Source organism: Mesorhizobium sp. M0954 (assembly GCF_040319155.1).
Taxonomy (GTDB): domain Bacteria; phylum Pseudomonadota; class Alphaproteobacteria; order Rhizobiales; family Rhizobiaceae; genus Mesorhizobium.
The window spans coordinates 184710-205833 of sequence record NZ_JAMYNR010000009.1 but is presented as its reverse complement, the minus strand read 5'-3'; the positions used below and the strand labels follow the sequence as shown (position 1 = coordinate 205833).

Sequence of the window (21124 nt, the reverse complement as noted above, 5' to 3'; positions counted from 1 at the left end):
CCGCTGCGGTCAGCAACCCAGCGCAGATAATCATCAAAGCTTCATATCGCTACCTCGAGCGCCAGATGCGTGAAATCCGTTGCGTCTGCGCCACAACGAAAAAGGCCGCCTCGAGAAGGCGGCCTTTCGGAATTCAGCAGAGACGTTATTCAGCGTCCTTGGCGGCCTTCTTCTTCGGCGCGGCCTTTTTCTTCGGCTCTTCAGCGTCGTCGTCGGCCTTCTTGGTGTCCGCTTTTTTCGCAGCCGCCTTCTTCGCCGGCTTGGCCTTGGTTGTCTCCGTATCCTCCTCGTCGGCCAGCAGCTCTTCCTTGCTGACCTTGACGTCGGTGACCGAAATCTGGCCGAGCAGATGGTCGACCACCTTCTCTTCGAACATCGGCGCGCGCAACGTGTTCAGCGCTTCGGGATTGTTGCGATAGAATTCGAAGGCCTCCTGCTGCTGGTTGGCCGGATAGCGACGCACCTGCTCGAAGAGGCCGCGCTGCAATTCCTCGTCCGTCACCGTGACGCCGGCCTTCTCGCCGATTTCGGCGAGAACCAGGCCGAGACGCACGCGGCGCTCGGCAAGCCGCATGTATTCTGCACGCGCTTCTTCTTCCGTCGTCTCTTCGTCGGCAAAGGTCCGCCCGGCAGCTTCGAGATCGCGATTGACCTGGTTCCAGATGTTGTTGAACTCGGCCTCGACTAGCTTGGACGGCGCCTCGAACGAGTAGGCAGCGTCGAGCTGGTCGAGCAACTGCCGCTTGACTTTCTGGCGCGTTATCGAGCCGAACTGGTTCTCGATCTGACCGCGCACCACCTCGCGCAGGCGCTCCAGCGATTCAAGGCCGAGATTTTTGGCCATCTCGTCGTTGATCTCAAGCGCGCCGGGCTTCGACACTTCCTTGACCGTCACGTCAAAAGTGGCTTCCTTGCCGGCCAGATGCGCCCCCTGGTAGTTTTCCGGGAAGGTAACCGTGACCTGCTTCTCGTCGCCGGCCTTGCTGCCGACCAGCTGGTCCTCGAAGCCGGGGATGAATTCTTTCGAGCCGAGCACCAGCGGCTGATCGGTGCCGGCGCCGCCGCCGAAGGCTTCGCCGTCGATCTTGCCGACATAATCGATGGTCACACGGTCGCCTTCGGCGGCCTTGCCGGTTTTCGGCTCGTAAGTGCGGGCGGATTCAGCGACACGCTTGACCTGCTCGTCGATCTCTTCATCCGGCACGTCGAACACCTGGCGCGTCACCTTGATGTCGGAGAAATCCTTGATCTCGATCGGCGGAATGACCTCATAGTTCAGACGGAACTCGAAATCGGCACCGCCTGCCAGGATCTTCTCGGCTTCCTTCTCGTCCTCGGTCATGATCACTTCGGGCTGCATGGCGGCCTTTTCGCCGCGCCCGGTGATGATCGAACGGGTCGAATCATTGAGGATCTCGTTGACCACTTCGGCCATGAACGACTTGCCGTAGACCTTGCGCAGATGCTGCACCGGCACCTTGCCGGGGCGGAAGCCGTTGATGCGGACCTTGTTCCTGGCATCGGAGAGCCGCGCCATCAGCTTGGCTTCCATGTCACCGGCCGGCACGGTGATCTTGATCTCGCGCTTGAGACCGGAGTTGAGCGTTTCGGTGACCTGCATCATAAAACCTTTGTTTCCACCAATGAGGCCGTCAAACGGCCCCTGCCGTTTACAGCCTGCCGGTATGATCTTGCCGGGAATGGCTTTTGGTGCGGGACTTGGCGATCTGTCCGCTCAACGCGGCACAAATCCTCCAGAAATACGCTCCAAAATGTGAATAAGTCTTTGTTTTTCCTACTTCTTATCACATTCTGCAGAAGCGGATCGTCGCGTCCCGTCACATTCGACACGCCTTTTGTCACAGGCGCGGCCGATTTTCAACCATCTTTGCATTCCGGCCAATGATGCCGATGTGGGCTCTGACATTGACAGAATGATGGCTACATGGGATTGGCCGGGCAATGCGGATGTGGCGGAATTGGTAGACGCCCTGGATTTAGGTTCCAGTGCCGAAAGGCGTGGGGGTTCGAGTCCCTTCATCCGCACCACCCTTCGCTCTTCGAGCTTGGGGTGGCAGGCCACTCGAAGCTCCTCCGAAGCCTTGGCGCAGGAGATCATTGCCAAGGCCGTGGCGCGATCTAGTAAAGCGGCTCCTCGAACAGTGTCTTGTCGCCATCCACCAGCGCCTTGATCTGCGCCGTGCCGTTGGCCGCAATCGCCACCCGGATGCCGAACGGCCGCACCCGCATATCGTTCTGGATCGCCATCCCCTCGCCTTCCGGCAGATAGAAGCGCTCGATGCCGTACTCCGGCGCGATCGTCGTTGCTCCCTGGCCGATATTCCAGCCCTCGGAGACGTGTCCGACGATATCGGCTTCATCGGATGCTGCCGGCGCCGGCGCTTGCCCGAACCAGGCCGCGGTCGGGCCCCAATAGCCATCGGCGCCCTGCTTCAGCCTGACCACGATCGACGTTTCCTCGCTGGAAAGCTTGCCGGCCGGAATGTTGCCGATCAGTTTCACCGGTATGCGCGAAATATCGTAGCCGAGCAGAATGTAGTCACCGCGCAAGAGATCGCGCGGATCGATCGGCTCGACCTTGAGCAGGACCTGCTTGCCATCGCGCAGGATCGCCGCGCGTCCGGCGATGATCCAGCTCAGAAAGCCGATCTGGACGAGCGCCAGGACCAGCGCCGAGATGATCAGTCTTTTGCCGGTCATCATGCCGCCGCTCCTGTCATGTTCGAGGCGTTCATGCGCCTTTCTATGCGGATGATAATGAAAGCAAGAACGGCGAGCAGCACCGCCGCCGCAAGGAAGAAGCCTGCCGTGTCGAGCATTGATTGCAGCATCACCACATAGATGATGGCGAGTTCGAAGGCGAAGCCCGCATAGGCAACCCAGCGCAGTCCCCGGCTCTCGCGGCCGCCCAGCACGATCGCCGCGATGATGCCGGCCAGCGCAACAGCCGAGGCAATGGCGAAGCCGCTATTGTAGCTGCTTTCATCCGCCAGTTCGAATTGGATCATCGCCAGTCCGGTGAGAAAGCCGATCAGCGCGTGCAAGGGCAACCTGCCGCCGAGTTGCAAAACCCTCTCGACCGGCCCGGCAGCAAAGATCGCAGCGGTAAAAAGCAGCACCGACGCGGCAACGAGCGGGATGGCGACTTGCAGCGTGTCGTATTCCATGGCCAACAGCACGAGGTAGAAAAGGACCGACAGGATGATCAGGTGGCGCGCCGCCTGGCTGCGCGTCCAGAACGAAACGGCGAACAGTATTAGCGCCATGACCACGAAGAGATGCGGAAATTCCGTGCGCCGGAAGTAGTCGAACCCTCTCAGGAACAGCCAGGTATCGGCGATGCCGACGGCAGCGACAGTCAGTGGGTTTGAGCGCAGCGCCACCGCCGCCAGCGCCGTGCCGGCCCCCCAGGTGATCAAGGCCGAGGCCTCGTCGCCCGACAAATGATACATCTGGCCGATCAGCGCGATCGAACCGCCGAATGCCGCCGCCGCGATGATCCACAGCGCTTCGCCGATCGCCGCATGGTCGCGCATCTTCAGCACCGCGCCGCCGACATAGCCGGCAAGGATAACGGCAAAAAGTGCCGCGACCCGCACCAGCCGCGGGATGACTTCCCAGTTGGCGGCGATGAAGATCAGGATAGCCGCGCCGAACAGCAGCGCCGCCATCATCGCCAGGATCGAGCCGAAACTCAGCGATTTGCGTTCGTTTGCCTCGACGTCGCGCGTTAGAACCTCGGCTGTCGGCGCGTCGATCAGGCCAGCCTGCTGCCATCGCGCGATATCCGACCTGACCCGTGACGAATAGCTCGCCATGCCCCTCCCCCTTTCCTTGGTTCTTTTAGCTCGTCCGGCCAAGCGTTTGACCTAACGGCATTTTCCGATCTGGGCGGAAAACTGGACGCGCGTTAATGCTGCATTGCACAATTTGCATTGCTGCCATGCACCAATAGCGCTTTTAAATCGATATGACCCCACCTATTTTCACGGTGCACACAAAGACGGAATGATCCGAAAGAAAGACGAAACGAGACTACCATGAACCTGATCCGCAACTATCGCAACTGGCGCCGCTATAGGGACACCGTGTCCGAGCTGAGCCGCCTGAGCACCCGTGAACTGACCGATCTCGGCATCAGCCGCAGCGACATTCACTACGTCGCCCGCAAGGCGGTCTAATCCTTCGGGCCGCAAATGGCCCGAACCAGTTTTGAAAAGAGAACGACAATGAACCTGATCCGCAACTATCGTAACTGGCGCGTGTACCGCGAGACGGTTACCGAGCTGGGTCGCCTGTCGAACCGCCAGCTCAACGATCTCGGCATCGTCCGCGACGAGATCAAGATGGTCGCTCGCAGGGCGATCTAACAACAAGAATTTCGCCAGGGTCGACCTCCTCCCCGACCCTGACGGATACGGTCAGCCTTCACCTCCTCCCGAGGGTTGACCACAAAAACGGCGCCCGCCGGACCTCCTCCCCCGGCGGGCGCTGTTTCTAAAAAGGGTTTCGCGCCCTTTCAAATGGCGAAAGGAATTTCGTCAAAGCCGACCTCCTCCCCGGCGATGACGAATACGGTCGATCTTCACCTCCTCCCGAGGATCGACCAACAAAACGACACCCGCCGGACCTCCTCCCCCGGCGGGTGTTGTTGTTTTGGGGCGGCTTCCCCCGTCAGCCATTCTCCCGAGTGGCAATTGCAATCCCCGCGCCAAGCGACTATTTCGGCGCTCATGGACAAGAACCCCATTCACGTTATCGGCGGCGGTCTCGCCGGCTCCGAAGCCGCCTGGCAGGCGGCCGAAGCCGGCGTTCCAGTTGTCCTGCATGAAATGCGTCCCGTCCGCGGTACCGACGCGCACAAGACCGACGGGCTGGCCGAGCTCGTCTGTTCCAACTCCTTCCGCTCCGACGATGCGCAAACCAATGCCGTCGGCCTGCTGCACGCCGAAATGCGGCTGGCCGGTTCGCTGATCATGAGCGCCGGCGACGCGCATCAGGTGCCGGCCGGCGGAGCGCTGGCCGTCGACCGCGACGGATTTTCCGAAGCGGTCACCAGAAAGCTCGAAGCGCACCCGCTCATCACCATTCGTCGCGAGGAAGTGCCCGGCCTGCCGTCGGCGGACTGGGACCAGGCGATCGTTGCCACCGGCCCGCTGACGGCGCCTTCGCTCGCTCAATCGATTGCGGAAGCAACCGGCGCCGACGCGCTCGCCTTTTTCGATGCCATCGCGCCGATCGTCCATTTCGACACGATCGACATGGATATCTGCTGGTTCCAGTCGCGCTACGACAAGGTCGGTCCCGGCGGCACCGGCAAGGATTACATCAACTGCCCGATGGACAAGGAGCAGTACCTTGCCTTCGTGCAGGCGCTGGTCGACGGCCAGAAGACCGAATTCAAGCAATGGGAAGGCACGCCCTATTTCGACGGCTGCCTGCCGATTGAGGTGATGGCCGAGCGCGGCGTCGAGACATTGCGCTACGGGCCGATGAAGCCGATGGGGCTGACCAATGCGCATAATCCGTCTGTAAAGGCGTATGCCGTCGTCCAGCTCCGGCAGGACAACGCGCTGGGTACGCTCTACAACATGGTCGGCTTCCAGACCAAGCTGAAGCACGCCGAGCAGGTGCGCATATTCCGCACCATCCCCGGGCTGGAACACGCCGAATTTGCCCGCCTAGGCGGCCTGCACCGCAACACCTACATCAATTCGCCGACGCTGCTCGACGCGTCGCTGCAGTTGAAGTCGCGGCCCGGCCTGCGCTTTGCCGGCCAGATCACTGGCTGCGAGGGCTACGTCGAGAGCGCCGCCATCGGCCTGCTCGCCGGGCGCTTTGCAGCCGCCGAAAGGCTTGGCCATGCGCCGTCGCTGCCGCCCTTGACCACCGCCTTCGGCGCCTTGCTCAACCACATCACCGGCGGCCATATCGTTTCAGACGATGAGCCGGGAAAGCGCTCCTTCCAGCCGATGAACGTCAATTTCGGCCTGTTCCCGCCGGTGGACGCGCCGAAGATCGAAGGCAAGCGTCTGCGTGGCAAGGACAAGACGGTCGCCAAGCGGCACGCGGTAACGTCGCGCGCGCTCGCCGCCTGCCGCGAATGGCTGGGGCTGCCTTCCCAGGCGGAAGCTGCGGAATAACGGTCGGGTTGGCTACGCGGCAGCCTTCATGCGACCGGCCAGCCCCGCGTCGCGCGCCGGAACAAGAGCCAATGCCGGCGCAGGACAGAGAGCCGCGCCACCTCCTTGACAGGCGAGCGGCGGGCGCGCTCCATTTTGTCGAGATAGGCGCCCGAAAGAGCCAGCGGCAGAAACGCCGGGCGCAGCGAAACCGGTAGAGCGGACGCCCCCTGCTCGAAGGCGGAAAGATGTTCCCGTGCCAGCGCGATTATCGCGGCAGCGGCGCGTTCCGCGCCCGGCCCGCCGTCACCTGTAACGAATTCTTCCGGCGAGGATCCCGCCGCCGCCAAAATATCGGCCGGCACAAAGCACTGTCCCCGCTCGCGATGCAGCGGCAGCAGAAGCAGCAGACCGGTCATCGCCTGCGCACAACCTGCCCTGCCGGCAAGCTCGGCAAAGCGCGGTGCTTCGACCGGATCGAGCACCATCGCCGCAAGCTGGATAAGTGCTGCGGCAGTCTCGCCGCAATAGCCTTCGAGGTCGGTGCGCGACGGCATCGGGTCGTCATAGAGATCGAAGATGCGCGCTTCGAGCATGTTTTCGAAAGCGGCCTTGGGCAGATGGTGGGCGGAAATAGTCGCCTTCAGCGCGTCCGCCACGGGGTGGCCGACCTCAGCCCCATCCTCTTCGACTGCGATGACGTCGCGCCACCATTGCAGCCGCACCTCGCCCGGCAGCGCCTCGTGGATGCGGTCGCGTATGCCGGCAATTTCGGCGTTGAAGGCATAGAGCGAAAACAGCGCGTCCCGCTTGTCTTCGGGCGCGTAGAGCGCGGTCAGGTAGCGGTCATGATCAGCGGCGCGCACCGTCTCCATGACGAGTTTGGTGTTTTCGGCCACGTCAGTCGACGGCGATGAGTGCTGCGGCCACCGCGCGGTCTTCAGCCAGCAGCACATTGTAGGTCCGCACAGCCGCCCCGGTCGACATCGGATCGGCGGAAATGCCGGCATCCTTCAGCGCGGCACGCAGCGCGGCCGGCAACGGCCTCAAATCCTTGCCGCTGCCGACCAGCAGGATCTCGACCTTGTCTCCCTCGTTGAACAGCTTGGCGAAATCCGCTGCCGTCAGCGCCAGCGGATCGGCCGGCTCCCAGCCATAGATGCCCGAAGGCAGGCACAGCAGCGAGCCGCGATGCGACATGTCGGCAAAGCGGAAACCGCCATTGCCGTAAGCCTCGATCGGTGCGCGGCCGGGGAAATGCGCCTCGCGGATGACGATACCCTTGGCCACTTTTGAGGCAAGCCGTCAGGTGGCTATGGCTTTGCCGCCGCCCACCGGCTTTTCCTCGTCCGACGCTGTGGCCTGCGGCCGCAGCTTGAACAGGATAAGCAGTGGCGCGGCGATAAAGATCGACGAATAGGTGCCGAACACGACGCCGAACAGCATGGCCATGGTGAACGAGCGGATCACCTCGCCGCCGAACAGCACCAGGGCCAGCAGCGCCAGGATCGTCGTCACCGAGGTCAGCGTCGTCCTCGACAGCGTCTCGTTGATGGCATTGTTCAGCAGTTGCGGCAGCGGCATTCGCTTGTATTTTCGCAGATCCTCGCGAACACGGTCATAGACGACAATCGTGTCGTTGAGCGAATAACCGATGATGGTAAGGATCGCCGCCAGCGACGACTGGTTGAATTCGAGGCCGGTGAGGACGAAGAAGCCGATCGTCATGACCACGTCGTGAACGGTCGCAACGATGGCGCCGACCGCGAACTGCCATTCGAAGCGGAACCAGACATAGATCAGGATGCCGAGCAGCGCGACCAGCATGGCAATGGTGCCTTGCTTGGCAAGCTCGCCCGAGACCGTCGGCCCGACCACTTCGACGCGGCGGAAATCATACTGGTCCTGCAGCTCGCCGCGCACCTTGTCGATGACGGTCTGCTCGGCATTCTCGCCGCCCTCCTGGGTACCGACGCGGATCAGAACGTCGTTCGGCTCGCCGAATTGCTGAACCTGCACCTCGCCGATATTGAGTTCCGTCAGCCTGCCGCGGATGTCGGCCAGATCGGCATTGCCGGCCTTGGACTGCACCTCGATCAGCGAGCCGCCCTTGAAATCGATGCCGTAATTGATGTCGATGGTCATGAAGCCGATGACCGACAGCACCGAAAGCACGCTCGACAGCGTGAACGTCCAGCGGCGGATGCCCATGAACGGAATTTTCGTTCCCGGCGGAATGAAGGTCACCGGCGCGCGTGGCAACTCCTTCGGACGGGCCCGGCGAAGCCAGATCGACACCAGCAGGCGGGTGAAGGTGAAGGCGGTGAAGACCGTGGTCAGGATGCCGATGGCATAGGTGACGGCAAAACCCTTCACCGGCCCGGTGCCGAGGTAGAACAGCACCACGGTGGCAATCAGCGAAGTGACGTTGGAATCGACGATGGTCGCCAGCGCCTTGCTGAAGCCGGTATCGATCGCCTGGATCACCGAGCGGCCGGCACGTCGCTCCTCGCGAATACGCTCATAGATCAGCACGTTCGAATCGACCGCCATGCCGATGGTCAGCACGATACCGGCGATACCCGGCAAGGTCAGCGTCGCGCCAAGCAGCGACAGCAGCCCGACGATCATCGCGACATGCACCGCCAGCGCGATGTTGGCGAGGAAGCCGAGGAAACCGTAGGCGACGAACATGAACGCCACGACCAGGATCGAGCCGATGATGCCGGCGACCTTGCCGGCATGGATGGAGTCCTGGCCGAGGCCAGGCCCCACGGTGCGCTCCTCGATCACTGTGAGCGTCGCCGGCAAGGCGCCGGCGCGCAGCAGCACGGCGAGATCGTTGGCGCTCTCGGCGGTGAAATTCCCCGATATCTGGCCGGAGCCGCCAGGAATCGGTTCGTTGATCCGCGGCGCCGAAATCACCTGGTTGTCGAGGATGATGGCAAACAGCTTGCCGACATTCTGCGCTGTCGCCTGGCCGAACCGCTGCGCCCCCTTGGAATCGAAGCGGAACGAAACCACCGGCTCATTGGTCTGCGAGTTGAACGTCGCCTGGGCATCGACGAGGTTTTCACCCGAAACGATGACGCGGTTCTCGATCAGATACGGAACCGGAGGATCGTCCTGCGAATACAGCACCGAGGACCCCGGCGGCGGACGGCCGTTCAGCGCATCCTGCACCGGCATCGATTGGTCGACCATCTGGAAGGTCAGCTTGGCGGTCTGGCCGAGAATTTCCTTCAGCCGTTGCGGGTCCTGCAAACCAGGCACCTGCACAAGGATGCGGTCGTCGCCTTGCCGCTGCACGATCGGCTCGGTCGTTCCCAGTTCGTTGACACGACGGCTGACGACCTCGATCGACTGGGTCAGCGCCGTCGACGTACGGTATTTGATGCCGGCATCGGTGACGGTGAATTTAAGCAGGCCGGCCTCGGAATCATCCAGGGTCATCTCCTGGATGGAGCCGCCGCTGAACAGGCCGGCCGCCACCGGATTGGTCAACGGCTTCAGTGCGTTCTTGGCGGCGTCGATCTGTGCGGGATCGGTGATGCGGACTTGCACCGTGCGCCCCGACCCGGCAAGGCCGGTATAGCCGATCTTGGCATCGCGCAGCAGCGTCCTGATTTCGTCGCGCGTCGTCTCCAGCCGATCCTTGATCAGATCGTTCGGATCCATCCTAAGCAGGATGTGCGAGCCGCCCTGCAGGTCGAGGCCGAGCGTCATCTGCCGCTTCGGCACCCAACTGGGCAGTTGGGCCAAGGTGCTTGCCGAGAAAAGGTTGGGCGCAGCGAGGACCACCGTGGCGGCTACGGCCAGCCAGATCAGGATCATCTTGAAGCGCGAAAAATAGAGCATTGGTTATCGTCCGTTCAGGCGTACAGCGGCTGCGTTCCGCCTTCAATTCGGTTATTTCTTGGCGTTCTGGTTTGCCACCGGCTCGCCCTTGACGCGCACGTCGGCGATCGTCGAGCGCAGCGCCGTCACCTTGGTGCCGCCGCCAAGGTCGATCTCCAGCTCGTTATCGTCGATCACCTTGGTCACCTTGCCGACCAAGCCGCCGCCGGTGACAACGGTATCGCCGCGACGAACCGCCGCCAGCATCTCGCCGCGCTTCTTTAGCTGCGTGCGCTGCGGCCGGATGATCAGAAAATACATGATCACGAAAATCAGAGCAAACGGCACGATCTGGATAAACATTGCGGACGAGTCCCCGCCGATGCCTTGGGCGTATGCCGGTGTCACGAACATCGAGGTACTCCTGAATTTTAAAAACAGCCGCCTTAACCGTTCTGGGAATTTGACGGCCCCGCCAAATTTGGCCGGAATATAGTCGGTAACGTTGCCAATGCAACTGCGCCGCCGGGCAAATCGGCTGCTTTTCCGGCCTGGTGAGCCGTGTTAGAGGGTGATCCCGAAAAGCGACGCTCGGTTTCCGCAAAAGATCATGCCCGAACAAATGCTTGGGACGAGTTTCGAAACCGCTGAAATCAGGTAGGTTGGCCTGCCGCACCATCCCGAAAGCGAAACAAAAAAGACAAGAGATGACCGACAGCACCATCGATACCCTGAGCCAGAAGCTCGACCGCCTGATCGAGGCGGTCGCTCGCCTCGCCCCGCCGCCGGTGCCGCAAACCGACCTGGGCGAGGCCGATTGCTTCGTCTGGCAGGCCGATCCCGGCTATCTGGAGCCGGTGCTCAAGGTCAACCGCGTCGACATCGGCCTGATCCGCGGGGTCGACCGCGTCCGCGACATATTGGTCGACAACACCGAGCGCTTCGCGTCAGGCTATGCCGCCAACAACGTGCTGTTGTGGGGCGCGCGCGGCATGGGCAAATCGTCGCTGGTCAAGGCGGTGCACGCCGCGGTCAACGCTTCGGCCAACCTCGATCTGCCGCTCAAGCTTATCGAGATCCATCGCGAAGACATCGACACGCTGCCGAAGCTGATGGGCCTGCTGAAGGCAGCACCCTTCCGCTTCATCCTGTTCTGCGACGACCTGTCATTCGACCATGACGACACGTCCTATAAATCGCTGAAGGCAGCGCTTGAAGGCGGCGTCGAGGGCCGCCCGGCCAACGTCATCTTCTACGCCACCTCGAACCGGCGGCATCTGTTGCCGCGCGACATGATCGATAATGAGCGCTCGACGGCGATCAATCCGTCCGAAGCGGTCGAGGAAAAGGTTTCGCTGTCGGACCGTTTCGGCCTGTGGCTTGGCTTCCACAAATGTTCGCAGGACGAATATCTCGATATGATCGACGGCTATGTCCGCCATCACGATCTCGCCATCGATCCCGAGACGCTGCGCGCCGAGGCGCTGGAATGGGCGACGACGCGGGGCAGCCGTTCGGGCCGCGTCGCCTGGCAGTTCACCCAGGATCTGGCAGGCCGGCTCGGCAAGCCGCTCAAGGATTAGCCGCTCAACGACTAACAGCAGAAGAAGCCCGCACCTTGCGGAGCGGACTTCCTCGGCGGGCTGAAGGTCAGGTGGCCCGCAAATCGCTTTCGTCATCTATTCGAGATAGGTCGAAGGATCGACCGGCGCCGAGTTCTTGCGCACTTCGAAATGCAGTTTCGGCGAGTCGGTGGTGCCGCTCATGCCGGACAGGGCGATTTCCTGGCCGCGCTTGACCTTCTGGCCGCGCTGCACCTCGATCGAGCTGGTGTGGCCGTAGACGGTGACCAGGCCGTTTTCGTGACGCACCAGCACTGTGTTGCCGAATTCCTTGAGGCCGTCACCGGCATAGATGACGACGCCGTTTTCAGCTGCCTTGACCGGCGTCCCCTCGGGCACGGCAATGTCGACGCCGTCCTTGCCGCCGCCGAAGCTTGAGATCACGCGGCCGCGCACCGGCCAGCGCATCTTGCCGATGCCCGTTGCGTCCGGCGCCACCGCATCGTCGTCCTCGGCCTGCTGGATGACTTTCGCGTCCTTCTTTGGCGGCGTGTAGGAGGCGAGCGTCTGCGTCGGCGTGGCCTTGGCAGGCGGCTGGGTGGTGGCCGTCGTCACCGGATCGACCTTTGCCGGCTTCGCACCGGCGACAACAGCGGTTCCGCCTGCCGGCACTTTCAGGGTCTGGCCGATCTTGAGCAGTCCATCCTGCATGCCGTTCGCCTGCTTCAACGCGACGACGCCGACGCCGGTCTTTCTGGCGATGGCCGACAGCGTATCGCCTTGCTGAACCGTGTAGGTGCCGCCGGCACCGGCTGGCTTGGCCGTCGCCGAAGCCACTTTGGGCGCGGCCTTTCCATCCTTCGGCTGGCTCGCGGCAGCCGAGGCGTCCACCTGCGCGGCAGACTTGCCTTCCCTGAGCTTCGGTTGCTGCGGCAGCACGGCCACCTTCTCCGGCGCGTCGGCCGGCTGGTCGTGCCTGGTGCCGTTCGCGGGCTTGGCGTCGGCGACTTTCGGCGTGGCGCCGTTACTCGAATACGCATAGGCCGGGATGACGAGCTTCTGGCCGGTCTTCAGCCCCTTGGTCGCGCTCAGCCCGTTGACTTTCATGATGGCATCGGCCGGCACGCCGTAGCGCCGAGACAGGCCGGAAATGGTCTCGCCGTCCTTGACGACGATCTCGGTTGCATGCGGTGCGCCGGCGGCCGTCGCCATGCGCGGCGCGTCGGGCTCGGCGTTCTTGAACGGCCTTGCCGCCGGAGCGACGGTGCCGGTTGCCGTCCTGTCGACACGAGGAGCGGCAGGCGCCATCGCCGGCGCGGCAGCGGTACGCACCGGGCGGGCGGCGGGTGCCAGGGCGGGAGCCGGCGGTGGCAACTGCTGCGCCGTAACCGGTTCGAGGCTTGAGCGGCTGACCGACTGGGTGTGGCTGCCGTCGACCGGCGCGGCCGCAACATCGCCCGGATAGGGCTGGGCAGCATCCTGCTTGTCGATGATGGCGCGCTGGTTGTTGGTCGAGGCGGTGAACACGTCATCGACGCTGTTGAACCGCGCCACCTGGGAACTACACCCCGTCGCAGCGCCTGCGATCATGAGGACGGCGCAGCCACGCGCCAGATTGCGTCCGTTTGCCTTCAAAACACTGAATTGCATCGCACTAACCCGCACAGACCCGGTACAACTGAGTGTGATTAAAGCGCGTTAATGTTACCGGTCGGTTAAACCTGTAGAATCAGACGCAAATTTTCTTAAAATATTCGAGGAAGGCTCTCAACTTCGTCGTCCTAGGATGACGAAACGACAGGCTTCGGCTGATCCCCAAGCGGCGCGATGTACCCGGAATCAGATCACCGCGGCGACACCGTGCAGGATCGGCTGCAGGCGCACCAGGCCGATATCCTCGCGTTCGAAGCGGCTGCCGACCTTGGTCAGCTTGGCCAGCACCTGCTCGCCTTCGTCGGGTCCGATCGGCGCGATGACGATGCCGCCGCTCGACAATTGGTCGAGCAGGAAGCGCGGTAGGCTGTCGAAGGCCGCCCAGGCGACGATGCGGTCGAACGGCGCTTCGTTGGCCAGCCCGTTGGAACCGTCCGCCTGGCGCACGATGACATTGCCGATGGCGAGCGCCTCGAGCCGCTGCCGGGCTTGTTCGGCCAGCGTCTTGTAACGGTCGATGGTGACGATCCGCGCGGCAAGCCGCGACATCACCGCCGCCGTGTAGCCGGACCCGGTGCCGATCTCGAGCACCCGGTTGCCCGGCTCGATGGCAAGTGCCGCGATCACCGCCGCCTGCAGGTCGGCGCCTTCGATGGCCTCGCCGCATTCGATCGGCAGCATACGGTCCGACCAGGCTATCGAGTGGAAATGCGGAGACAGAAAGCCGCGCCGCGGCGTCGCCTCGAAGGCGGCGATAAGCGCCTTCGGCACCGTCCCCCTGCCGCGCAGGCGAAGCAGGAAGGCAGCGAAACCTTCGCGCTCGTCGACCGTTGCAGCGTGGTTCAAGTTCATGCGAGCGCCTTGGCCAGTTGATCGCGGATTTCATGCGCGGTGAGATCGAGCTGCAGCGGCGTCACCGACACCAGCCGATTGCGCAAGGCATTGAGGTCGGTGCCTTGCTTGCCCTCGACTGGCTCGCGGCCGAAGCGCAGCCAGTAGTAAGGCAGGCCGCGCCCGTCGCGCCGCTCGTCGACCCACAGGCTGTGGACCAGCTTGCCCTGCGAAGTGACTACAGTTCCGGCGATCTCTTCCGGCGCACAGTTCGGAAAATTGACGTTGAGCAGCACGCCGTCCGGCAACGGCATGGCGACGAGCTTTTCGAGCAGGGCCGGCGCCAGCGCTTCGGTGGTCTCGTAGGGAACGACGCGGTCCTCGCCGACATAGGAATAGGCCTGGCTGATGGCGATCGATCGCACGCCGAGCAGCGCGCCTTCCATGGCGCCGGCGACCGTGCCCGAATAGGTGACGTCGTCGGCGATGTTGGCGCCGGAATTGACGCCGGACAGGATCAGGTCAGGCGCTGCGGGCAGGATCTTCTTCACGCCCATGATGACACAGTCGGTCGGCGTTCCGCGCACCGCAAAGTGCTTTTCGCCGATTTTCCTGAGCCGCAGCGGCTCCGAGATCGACAGCGAATGCGCATAGCCGGACTGATCCTGTTCCGGTGCCACCACCCAGACGTCGTCCGACAGCGTGCGCGCGATGCGTTCGAGTGATGCAAGGCCCTCGGCATGGATGCCGTCGTCGTTGGTCAGAAGGATGCGCATTATTTCGATTCGATCTTTTCCAGACCGCCCATGTAAGGCCGAAGCGCTTCAGGAATGGTTACGCTGCCGTCCTCGTTCTGATAATTTTCGATGACGGCAATGAGCGCACGGCCGACGGCGGTGCCCGAACCGTTCAGCGTGTGGACGAAGCGGTTGCCCTTGCCGTCCTTGTCCTTGTAGCGGGCGTCCATGCGCCGCGCCTGGAAATCGCCGCATACCGAGCACGACGATATCTCGCGATAGGCATTCTGGCCGGGCAGCCAGACCTCGATGTCGTAGGTCTTGCGCGCGCCAAAGCCCATGTCGCCGGTGCACAGCGTCATGGTGCGGAACGGCAGGCCGAGCCGCTTCAGCACCTCCTCGGCGCATTCGGTCATGCGCTCATGCTCGGCAACCGAAGTCTCCTGGTCGGTGATCGACACCAGCTCGACCTTGTAGAACTGGTGCTGGCGCAGCATGCCGCGCGTGTCGCGCCCGGCCGAGCCCGCCTCGGAGCGGAAGCACGGCGTCAGCGCCGTATAGCGCAGCGGCAGTTGTTCGTGCGGCGTGATCTCGTCGCGAACGAGATTGGTGAGCGGCACTTCGGCGGTTGGGATTAGGCCAAGCCTGCCGTCCCCGTGCCGAACGAAGAACAAATCCTCCTCGAATTTCGGCAGTTGCCCGGTCCCGAAAAGCACCTCGTCGCGCACCATCAACGGCGGCTGGATCTCTACATAGCCGTGCTCGGTGGTGTGCAGATCCAGCATGAACTGGCCGAGCGCGCGTTCCATCCGCGCCAGGCCGCTTTTGAGCACGATGAAGCGCGAGCCGGAAAGCCGTGCTGCCCGCTCGAAATCCATCATGCCGAGCGCTTCGCCGATCTCGAAATGCTCCTTCACCCAATTCGGCCGCGTCGGCACCTCGCCGACGACGCGTTTGACGACGTTGTCGTGCTCGTCCTTGCCGACCGGCACATCGTCGAACGGCACGTTTGGCAGCACTGCCAACGCATCGTTCAGCGCCTTGTCGAGCTCGCGCTCGCGCGCCTCGCCATTCTGGATGAAGGCCTTGATCTCGCCGACCTCGGCCTTCAGCCTTTCGGCAAGAGCTGCATCGCCCGAGCGCATGGCATTGCCGATCTCCTTCGATGCGGCGTTGCGGCGTTCCTGCCTGGTCTGCAGCTCGGTCAGATGCTCGCGCCGCGCCTCATCCGCGGCGATCAGGTCGTCGACCGTGGACTGCGCATCCCCGGCCGACCACGAGCGCTTCTGGAGCGCTTCGACAAGGGCCCTCGGGTTGTCGCGAATCCATTTGATGTCAAGCATGGTCTGTTCGTCCTCGGCACGGCGGTTTCGGGGCAAGGAAATGCCCAAAACAAAGACCAGAGGGCGTAAACCGCATCGATACAAGACGTCAAGGCAGAGTTCCTTCGCGCCGACCTCAGGTAGGCAGCACGCGCAACGTTCGATCGAAAGAACCCTGGAAACAAAAACCCGCCTCGAGAGGCGGGTTTTTGGAGCCAATTGGCACCATACCTAAATTAGTAGCATAGCTGCCGGCACAAAGCAAGAACAAAGTTGCTATGGCCGGCAAAAAATGCTGCCCGTTTCAACCGAACCTATGTCGAAGACGCGTCCGCCGGCTTTTCGGCCACCTCTTCGGTGGCGTCCTGCTTTTCGCGGGCCACACGGTCGCGCTCCTTGCTGCGTTCGATCAGCCGGGCCGACCAGATCGAGACCTCGTAGAGCAGGATCGTCGGAATGGCGAGGCCGATCTGGCTCATCGGGTCGGGCGGCGTCAGCACCGCCGCCACGACGAAGGCGATGACGATCGCCCATTTGCGCTTCTCGGCCAGGGCCGTGGACGACAGCATGCCGACCCGCGTCATCAGGCTTGTCACCACCGGCAGCTGGAACACCAGGCCGAAGGAGAAGATCAGCGTCATGATCAGGCTGAGATATTCGGACACTTTCGGCAGCAGCGAAATCTGCACCTGGTCGTTGGTGCCGGTCTGCTGCATGGCGAGGAAGAACCACATCACCATCGGCGTGAAGAAGAAATAGACCAGCGATGCGCCCATCAGGAACAGGATCGGCGAGGCGATCAGGAACGGCAGGAAGGCGTTGCGCTCGTTTTTGTAGAGGCCGGGCGCGATGAATTTGTAGATCTGCGTGGCGATCAGCGGAAAGGCGATGACCATACCGCCGAACATGGCGAGCTTGACCTGGGTAAAGAAGAACTCCTGTGGCGCCGTATAGATCAGCTCGACCTTGTGCGGGTCGAGCCCGGCCCATTGGGTCGCCCATCTGAACGGAACGACCAGAAGGTTGAACAGCCGCTTGGCGAAAAAGAAGCAGACCAGGAAGGCAACAAAAAAACCGCCGATCGACCAGATCAGCCGCCGGCGCAACTCGATCAGGTGCTCCATCAGCGGAGCCGACGATTTTTCTATCTCGTCCTTTTCCTTGTCCGAAACGCTCACTTGGCGGCTCCCGCCGTTTTCCTGGCGGCCGGCTTCTTCGCTGCTGACGCAGGCTTCTTCGCTGCTGACGACTGCGCTTTTTGCTCAGCTTTTGCGGCAGCCTTTGGCGCAGCAGTCTTTGCCGGCTTGGCCGGCGCGGCGGCCGCGGCTTTTGCGGGCGCTGGCTTCTTCTTTGCCGCAGGTGCTTTTTTCGGCACGGCCGCTGCAGCCGTTTGCGCCTGCACTGCCGGCGCTACGACGGACTGGTCCGTCATCGCCGGAAAGATCGGCGTGGCCGGCGTCGGCTCCGGCGGGCTGACGCCCGGCATCGTCGTTGCGCCGTTCTTAAGCGGCTCGGCCGCCTGCTCCGTCGAAGCGGCGGCATCGACGGCCGGCTTGGGTTTCATCACTGCGTCGACGCCGGAACGGACGTCGGCGGCGGCCTGCTCGAATGGATTGAGCTGCTTCCTGATCTCGGCTGCCGGATTGAGGCTTCTCAGCGAATCGACCGACTTCTTGACGTCGTCGAGCTCGGCTTCCTTCAACGCTTCGTTGAACTGCCGCTGGAAATCGGACGCCATGGCGCGCAGCTTCGCCGTCGTGCGGCCGAAGGTGCGCAGCATGTTGGGCAAATCCTTGGGCCCGACGACCACGATCATGACGATCGCGATCACCAGCATCTCGGTCCAGCCGACTTCGAACATGGCTATACGTTCCGACTCAAGTTTTGGCCGACTAAAGTTTTGGGCTCAGCTTTTGCTGGCCTTTTCCTTCGGTACCGAAACGGTTTCGTCGGAACGGTGTTCGACGGTACGCTTGTCCTCGGCAGTCTCGTCGTCCGCCATGCCCTTCTTGAAGCTCTTGATGCCCTTGGCCATGTCGCCCATCAACTCGGGGATCTTGCCGCGGCCGAACACCAGCAGCACGATCACCAGAACGATCATCCAGTGCCAAATCGAAAATGAACCCATAGCAAATCTCTCTCGAACGGTTTCCCAGACGCTGATCTATGCGCTTTCGGGTTCGGATTCAAACAGAACTGCGACAGAGTTCATGAATGAGTCGCCGAAGTCACGCACTTTCGGCACGGTGGCCCGCTACCAATCGGCGCAGTTCCATCCTGCCTGTGGCTTTAAGATGGCGCTCGGCTCAATCTTCCGTGACGCGCGGCGTCAAAAGGCCGAGTTCTTCGAGGTCGATGTCGGTCAGCGGATCCTCGTCGTCGGTAAGCGCATCGGGGTCGGCCGGCGGCAGCGGCACCGAGAAATTCGACGGCATGCGGCCGGACAGCAGCCCGGCACCCTTCAATTCCTCCATGCCGGGGAGATCGCGTATCTCCTCCAGTGCGAAATGGTCGAGGAAAATGTCGGTCGTGCCGTAAGTGACGGGACGGCCGGGCGTGCGACGCCGGCCGCGCATCCTCACCCATTCGGTCTCCATCAGCGTGTCGAGCGTCCCCTTTGACGTCTCGACGCCGCGGATGTCCTCGATCTCGGCGCGCGTTACCGGCTGGTGGTAGGCGATGATCGCCAGCACTTCGAGGGCGGCGCGGGACAGCTTGCGCTGCTGCACCGTGTCACGGCTCATCAGGAAGGCGAGGTCGCCGGCGGTGCGAAACGCCCAGGCATCGCCGACGCGCACCAGATTGACGCCGCGCCGCGCATAGATCTGCTGCAGTTCGGCCATTGCCGCGGCAATGTTGATGCCGTCGGGCAGTCGCGAAGTGAGCTGTTTTTCGCTGACCGGCTCGGCGCTGGCGAATACGATCGCCTCGGCCATCCGTACGGCCTCCGCCATATGCAGCCGCTCGCCGGGATTCCGCGACAAATTCTGCCCCTGATTTTGTGCCGGGTTTTCGGCGACCGCGCCTTGCTCGGCGTCGTCGTCGACCTTGAACGGAATGACCGAAGCGTTGGCGCGTTCGTTCATGGTGTTACCTCGACTATCTTGATGGCCTGGGCGCGGCCGCGCAGATAAAGCGGCGCGAACACCTGGTCCTGCCGCATTTCCATCTTGCCTTCGCGCACCAGTTCCAGCGTCGCCGCAAACGAGCTGGCAACCGCGGTGCGCCGCTCTTCCGGGCCGGCCAGATATTCGACCAGGAAACTGTCGAGCGCCGTCCAGTCGCGCAGCGACCCGATCAGCCTGGTCAGCACGTCGCGCGCATCCTTGAGCGACCACACGCCGCGCCTGGCGATCGTCACATTGGTTATTGCCTGCTTCTGGCGCTGCTGGGCATAGGCGGTCAACAGGTCGTAGAGCGAGGCCGAATAGGCATTGCGCTTCTCGACGATGACCATCTCCGGCATGCCGCGTGCAAACACGTCGCGTCCGAGCCGGTTGCGGTTGACCAGCCGTGCCGCCGCGTCGCGCATCGCCTCCAGCCGCTTCAGCCGGAACTGCAGCACCGCCGCCAGTTCCTCGCCGCTTTCGCCTTCGTCGCCGGGCTGCTTGGGGATCAGGAGCTTCGACTTGAGAAACGCCAGCCACGCCGCCATCACCAGATAGTCGGCGGCAAGCTCCAGCCTCAGCGCCCTCACCTTCTCGACGAAGGCCAGATACTGTTCGGCCAGCGCCAGGATCGAGATGCGCGACAGGTCGACCTTCTGATTGCGGGCAAGATGCAGCAGAAGATCGAGAGGACCTTCGAAGCCGGCCACATCGACGACCAACGCCGGATCGCCGGTCAGCCGGGAATCGTCGTTCTCGGCCCACAAGCGGTCCATCGGTGCGGCCTTGCCGGCCTTCAAGTCCAATGTTTCCGCCACTTCGCTTCCTTTGATGCTAGGCCACCGCGTCGAAATAACTGGCAAATTCGGCCCGAATCTCGGTCTCGTCCGCCACGTCGCGGTTCCTGATATAGGTCAGCGCCCGCTCCGCGCGCTCAAACGACTTGCCTTCCAGCCCGGTCGTGCGCGACGCAATGCCGGCCATCTCCTCGAACACGCCGTTGCAGTGAAGGACCAGATCGCAGCCCGCCGCAAGGATAGCGGCCGCCTTTGACGGGAAATCCCCAGAAAGTGCCTTCATCGAGGTGTCGTCGCTCATCAACAGGCCGTCGAAGCCGATTTCGCCTCGGATGATCTTTTCGATGACCTTGCCGGAAGTCGTGGCCGGGTTCTTCGGGTCGATCGCGCTATAGACGACATGCGCCGTCATCGCCATCGGCAAATGGTTGAGCTCCCTGAACGGGGCAAAATCATGCCGCTGCAAGTCGCCGATCGAGGCGTCGACGGTCGGCAGTTCGAAATGCGTATCGGCGAAGGCCCTTCCATGACCGGGAATATGCTTCATCACCGGCAGCACGCCGCCCGCCATCAGGCCTTCCGCCGCGGCGCGACCCAATTCGATGACGGCGCGCGGCTCCTTGCCATAGGCGCGCGCGCCGATGACGTCGCTGGCGCCCTCGATCGGCACATCGAGCACCGGCAGGCAATCCGCCGTGATGCCGTAGCGCAGCAGGTCGAAGGCATGCAGCCGCGCCATCAGCCATGCGGCACGGGTGCCGGCGTCATGGTCGTCGCGCCACAAGGCGCCGAGTGCACCGGCAGCCGGATAGTTCGGCGCCAGCGGCGGCCGTAGGCGCTGCACCCGGCCGCCCTCCTGGTCGATGAACACCGGCGCATCCGCACGCCCGACGCAGTCGCGCATGGCGGCCACCAGATCGCGGATCTGCTCGGTCTCGCCGATATTGCGCGCAAACAGGATGAAGCCCCACGGGCATTCGTTGCGATAGAAACGGATCTCGTCGCGGGTCAGTGATTTCCCGGCGCAGCCGAGGATCATGGATTTTGATTCGGTCATGCGGAACAGTTTAGAGCTTCGCGCCGACAAAGGGAATCGCCCGCAATTGCCTTCAGAGGTTTCCGTTCACGCAAAAAA

At 62.8% G+C, this 21124-nt stretch carries 21 protein-coding genes and 1 tRNA gene; 5 read left to right on the top strand and 17 right to left on the bottom strand.

Annotated features, from left to right (window positions below; all coding sequences use genetic code 11):
• Positions 1-145 precede the first annotated feature (145 nt).
• On the bottom strand, positions 146-1621 hold the full coding sequence (tig, locus tag NKH93_RS15090; RefSeq protein WP_352685556.1) for a trigger factor: 1476 nt from the start codon (positions 1619-1621) through the stop codon (positions 146-148).
• 343 nt (positions 1622-1964) lie between these two features.
• Here tig and NKH93_RS15085 point away from each other — a divergent pair.
• A tRNA-Leu gene (locus NKH93_RS15085) sits at positions 1965-2049 on the top strand.
• A gap of 90 nt (positions 2050-2139) precedes the next feature.
• Here NKH93_RS15085 and NKH93_RS15080 read toward each other — a convergent pair.
• A complete protein-coding gene (locus NKH93_RS15080) occupies positions 2140-2724 on the bottom strand; it encodes a GDYXXLXY domain-containing protein (RefSeq protein WP_352614037.1) in 585 nt (194 codons plus the stop codon).
• Positions 2721-3839, bottom strand: a complete 1119-nt coding sequence (locus NKH93_RS15075) for a DUF2157 domain-containing protein (protein WP_352970759.1) — start codon at positions 3837-3839, stop codon at positions 2721-2723. Before NKH93_RS15075 ends, NKH93_RS15080 begins: the two co-directional genes overlap by 4 nt.
• Positions 3840-4061: 222 nt before the next feature.
• On the opposite strand from NKH93_RS15075, the gene NKH93_RS15070 reads away from it, so the two are divergent.
• The 3 genes from NKH93_RS15070 (at position 4062) to trmFO (ending at position 6164) form a co-directional block, all read left to right on the top strand.
• Entirely contained in the window at positions 4062-4202 is a 141-nt protein-coding gene (locus NKH93_RS15070) for a DUF1127 domain-containing protein (RefSeq protein ID WP_091596947.1), read from the top strand.
• 48 nt (positions 4203-4250) lie between these two features.
• Positions 4251-4391 carry a DUF1127 domain-containing protein gene (locus tag NKH93_RS15065; protein ID WP_023678914.1) on the top strand — a complete coding sequence of 47 codons (141 nt, stop codon included), beginning with the start codon at positions 4251-4253 and terminating at the stop codon, positions 4389-4391.
• A 363-nt stretch (positions 4392-4754) separates the two neighbouring features.
• Entirely contained in the window at positions 4755-6164 is a 1410-nt protein-coding gene (trmFO, locus tag NKH93_RS15060) for a methylenetetrahydrofolate--tRNA-(uracil(54)-C(5))-methyltransferase (FADH(2)-oxidizing) TrmFO (RefSeq protein ID WP_352500862.1), read from the top strand.
• 26 nt (positions 6165-6190) lie between these two features.
• Here trmFO and NKH93_RS15055 read toward each other — a convergent pair whose 3' ends face one another.
• Genes NKH93_RS15055 through yajC form a run of 4 tightly spaced genes read right to left on the bottom strand, consistent with a single transcriptional unit; the run spans position 6191 to position 10394 of the window.
• A complete protein-coding gene (locus tag NKH93_RS15055; RefSeq protein ID WP_502896454.1) occupies positions 6191-7018 on the bottom strand; it encodes a phytoene/squalene synthase family protein in 828 nt (275 codons plus the stop codon).
• Positions 7019-7043: 25 nt separating this feature from the next.
• The gene (locus NKH93_RS15050; RefSeq protein ID WP_352970756.1) at positions 7044-7433 is read right to left on the bottom strand and encodes an Mth938-like domain-containing protein; all 390 of its coding nucleotides are present in this window, start codon (positions 7431-7433) and stop codon (positions 7044-7046) included.
• A gap of 15 nt (positions 7434-7448) precedes the next feature.
• The gene (gene secDF, locus NKH93_RS15045; RefSeq protein WP_352470433.1) at positions 7449-10001 is read right to left on the bottom strand and encodes a protein translocase subunit SecDF; all 2553 of its coding nucleotides are present in this window, start codon (positions 9999-10001) and stop codon (positions 7449-7451) included.
• A 51-nt stretch (positions 10002-10052) separates the two neighbouring features.
• Entirely contained in the window at positions 10053-10394 is a 342-nt protein-coding gene (gene yajC / locus NKH93_RS15040) for a preprotein translocase subunit YajC (protein WP_352451381.1), read from the bottom strand.
• A 293-nt stretch (positions 10395-10687) separates the two neighbouring features.
• On the opposite strand from yajC, the gene NKH93_RS15035 reads away from it, so the two are divergent.
• Positions 10688-11563 (top strand): ATP-binding protein, encoded by an 876-nt coding sequence (locus NKH93_RS15035; RefSeq protein WP_352970754.1) that lies wholly within the window; start codon positions 10688-10690, stop codon positions 11561-11563.
• A 96-nt stretch (positions 11564-11659) separates the two neighbouring features.
• Here NKH93_RS15035 and NKH93_RS15030 read toward each other — a convergent pair whose 3' ends face one another.
• The 10 genes from NKH93_RS15030 to nagZ all read right to left on the bottom strand — a co-directional run bounded on the left by NKH93_RS15030 (position 11660) and on the right by nagZ (position 21046).
• Entirely contained in the window at positions 11660-13192 is a 1533-nt protein-coding gene (locus NKH93_RS15030) for a peptidoglycan DD-metalloendopeptidase family protein (RefSeq protein ID WP_352539744.1), read from the bottom strand.
• 189 nt (positions 13193-13381) lie between these two features.
• Positions 13382-14047, bottom strand: coding sequence for a protein-L-isoaspartate(D-aspartate) O-methyltransferase (locus NKH93_RS15025; protein ID WP_352500868.1), 666 nt, complete (start codon positions 14045-14047; stop codon positions 13382-13384).
• Positions 14044-14802 carry a 5'/3'-nucleotidase SurE gene (surE, locus tag NKH93_RS15020; protein WP_352539743.1) on the bottom strand — a complete coding sequence of 253 codons (759 nt, stop codon included), beginning with the start codon at positions 14800-14802 and terminating at the stop codon, positions 14044-14046. The genes NKH93_RS15025 and surE overlap by 4 nt, the downstream gene beginning before the upstream one ends.
• A complete protein-coding gene (gene serS, locus NKH93_RS15015) occupies positions 14802-16106 on the bottom strand; it encodes a serine--tRNA ligase (protein ID WP_352539742.1) in 1305 nt (434 codons plus the stop codon). The genes surE and serS overlap by 1 nt, the downstream gene beginning before the upstream one ends.
• Before the next feature lie 293 nt (positions 16107-16399).
• Positions 16400-17263 carry a twin-arginine translocase subunit TatC gene (gene tatC / locus NKH93_RS15010; protein WP_352539741.1) on the bottom strand — a complete coding sequence of 288 codons (864 nt, stop codon included), beginning with the start codon at positions 17261-17263 and terminating at the stop codon, positions 16400-16402.
• Positions 17260-17946, bottom strand: coding sequence for a Sec-independent protein translocase protein TatB (tatB, locus tag NKH93_RS15005; protein WP_352970751.1), 687 nt, complete (start codon positions 17944-17946; stop codon positions 17260-17262). Before tatB ends, tatC begins: the two co-directional genes overlap by 4 nt.
• Before the next feature lie 45 nt (positions 17947-17991).
• Positions 17992-18213, bottom strand: coding sequence for a twin-arginine translocase TatA/TatE family subunit (locus NKH93_RS15000; protein WP_023678929.1), 222 nt, complete (start codon positions 18211-18213; stop codon positions 17992-17994).
• 178 nt (positions 18214-18391) lie between these two features.
• On the bottom strand, positions 18392-19171 hold the full coding sequence (scpB, locus tag NKH93_RS14995) for an SMC-Scp complex subunit ScpB (protein WP_352470421.1): 780 nt from the start codon (positions 19169-19171) through the stop codon (positions 18392-18394).
• Entirely contained in the window at positions 19168-19968 is an 801-nt protein-coding gene (locus NKH93_RS14990; protein WP_023678931.1) for a segregation and condensation protein A, read from the bottom strand. Before NKH93_RS14990 ends, scpB begins: the two co-directional genes overlap by 4 nt.
• Before the next feature lie 58 nt (positions 19969-20026).
• Positions 20027-21046 carry a beta-N-acetylhexosaminidase gene (gene nagZ / locus NKH93_RS14985; protein ID WP_254818318.1) on the bottom strand — a complete coding sequence of 340 codons (1020 nt, stop codon included), beginning with the start codon at positions 21044-21046 and terminating at the stop codon, positions 20027-20029.
• Between the last annotated feature and the right edge of the window lie 78 nt (positions 21047-21124).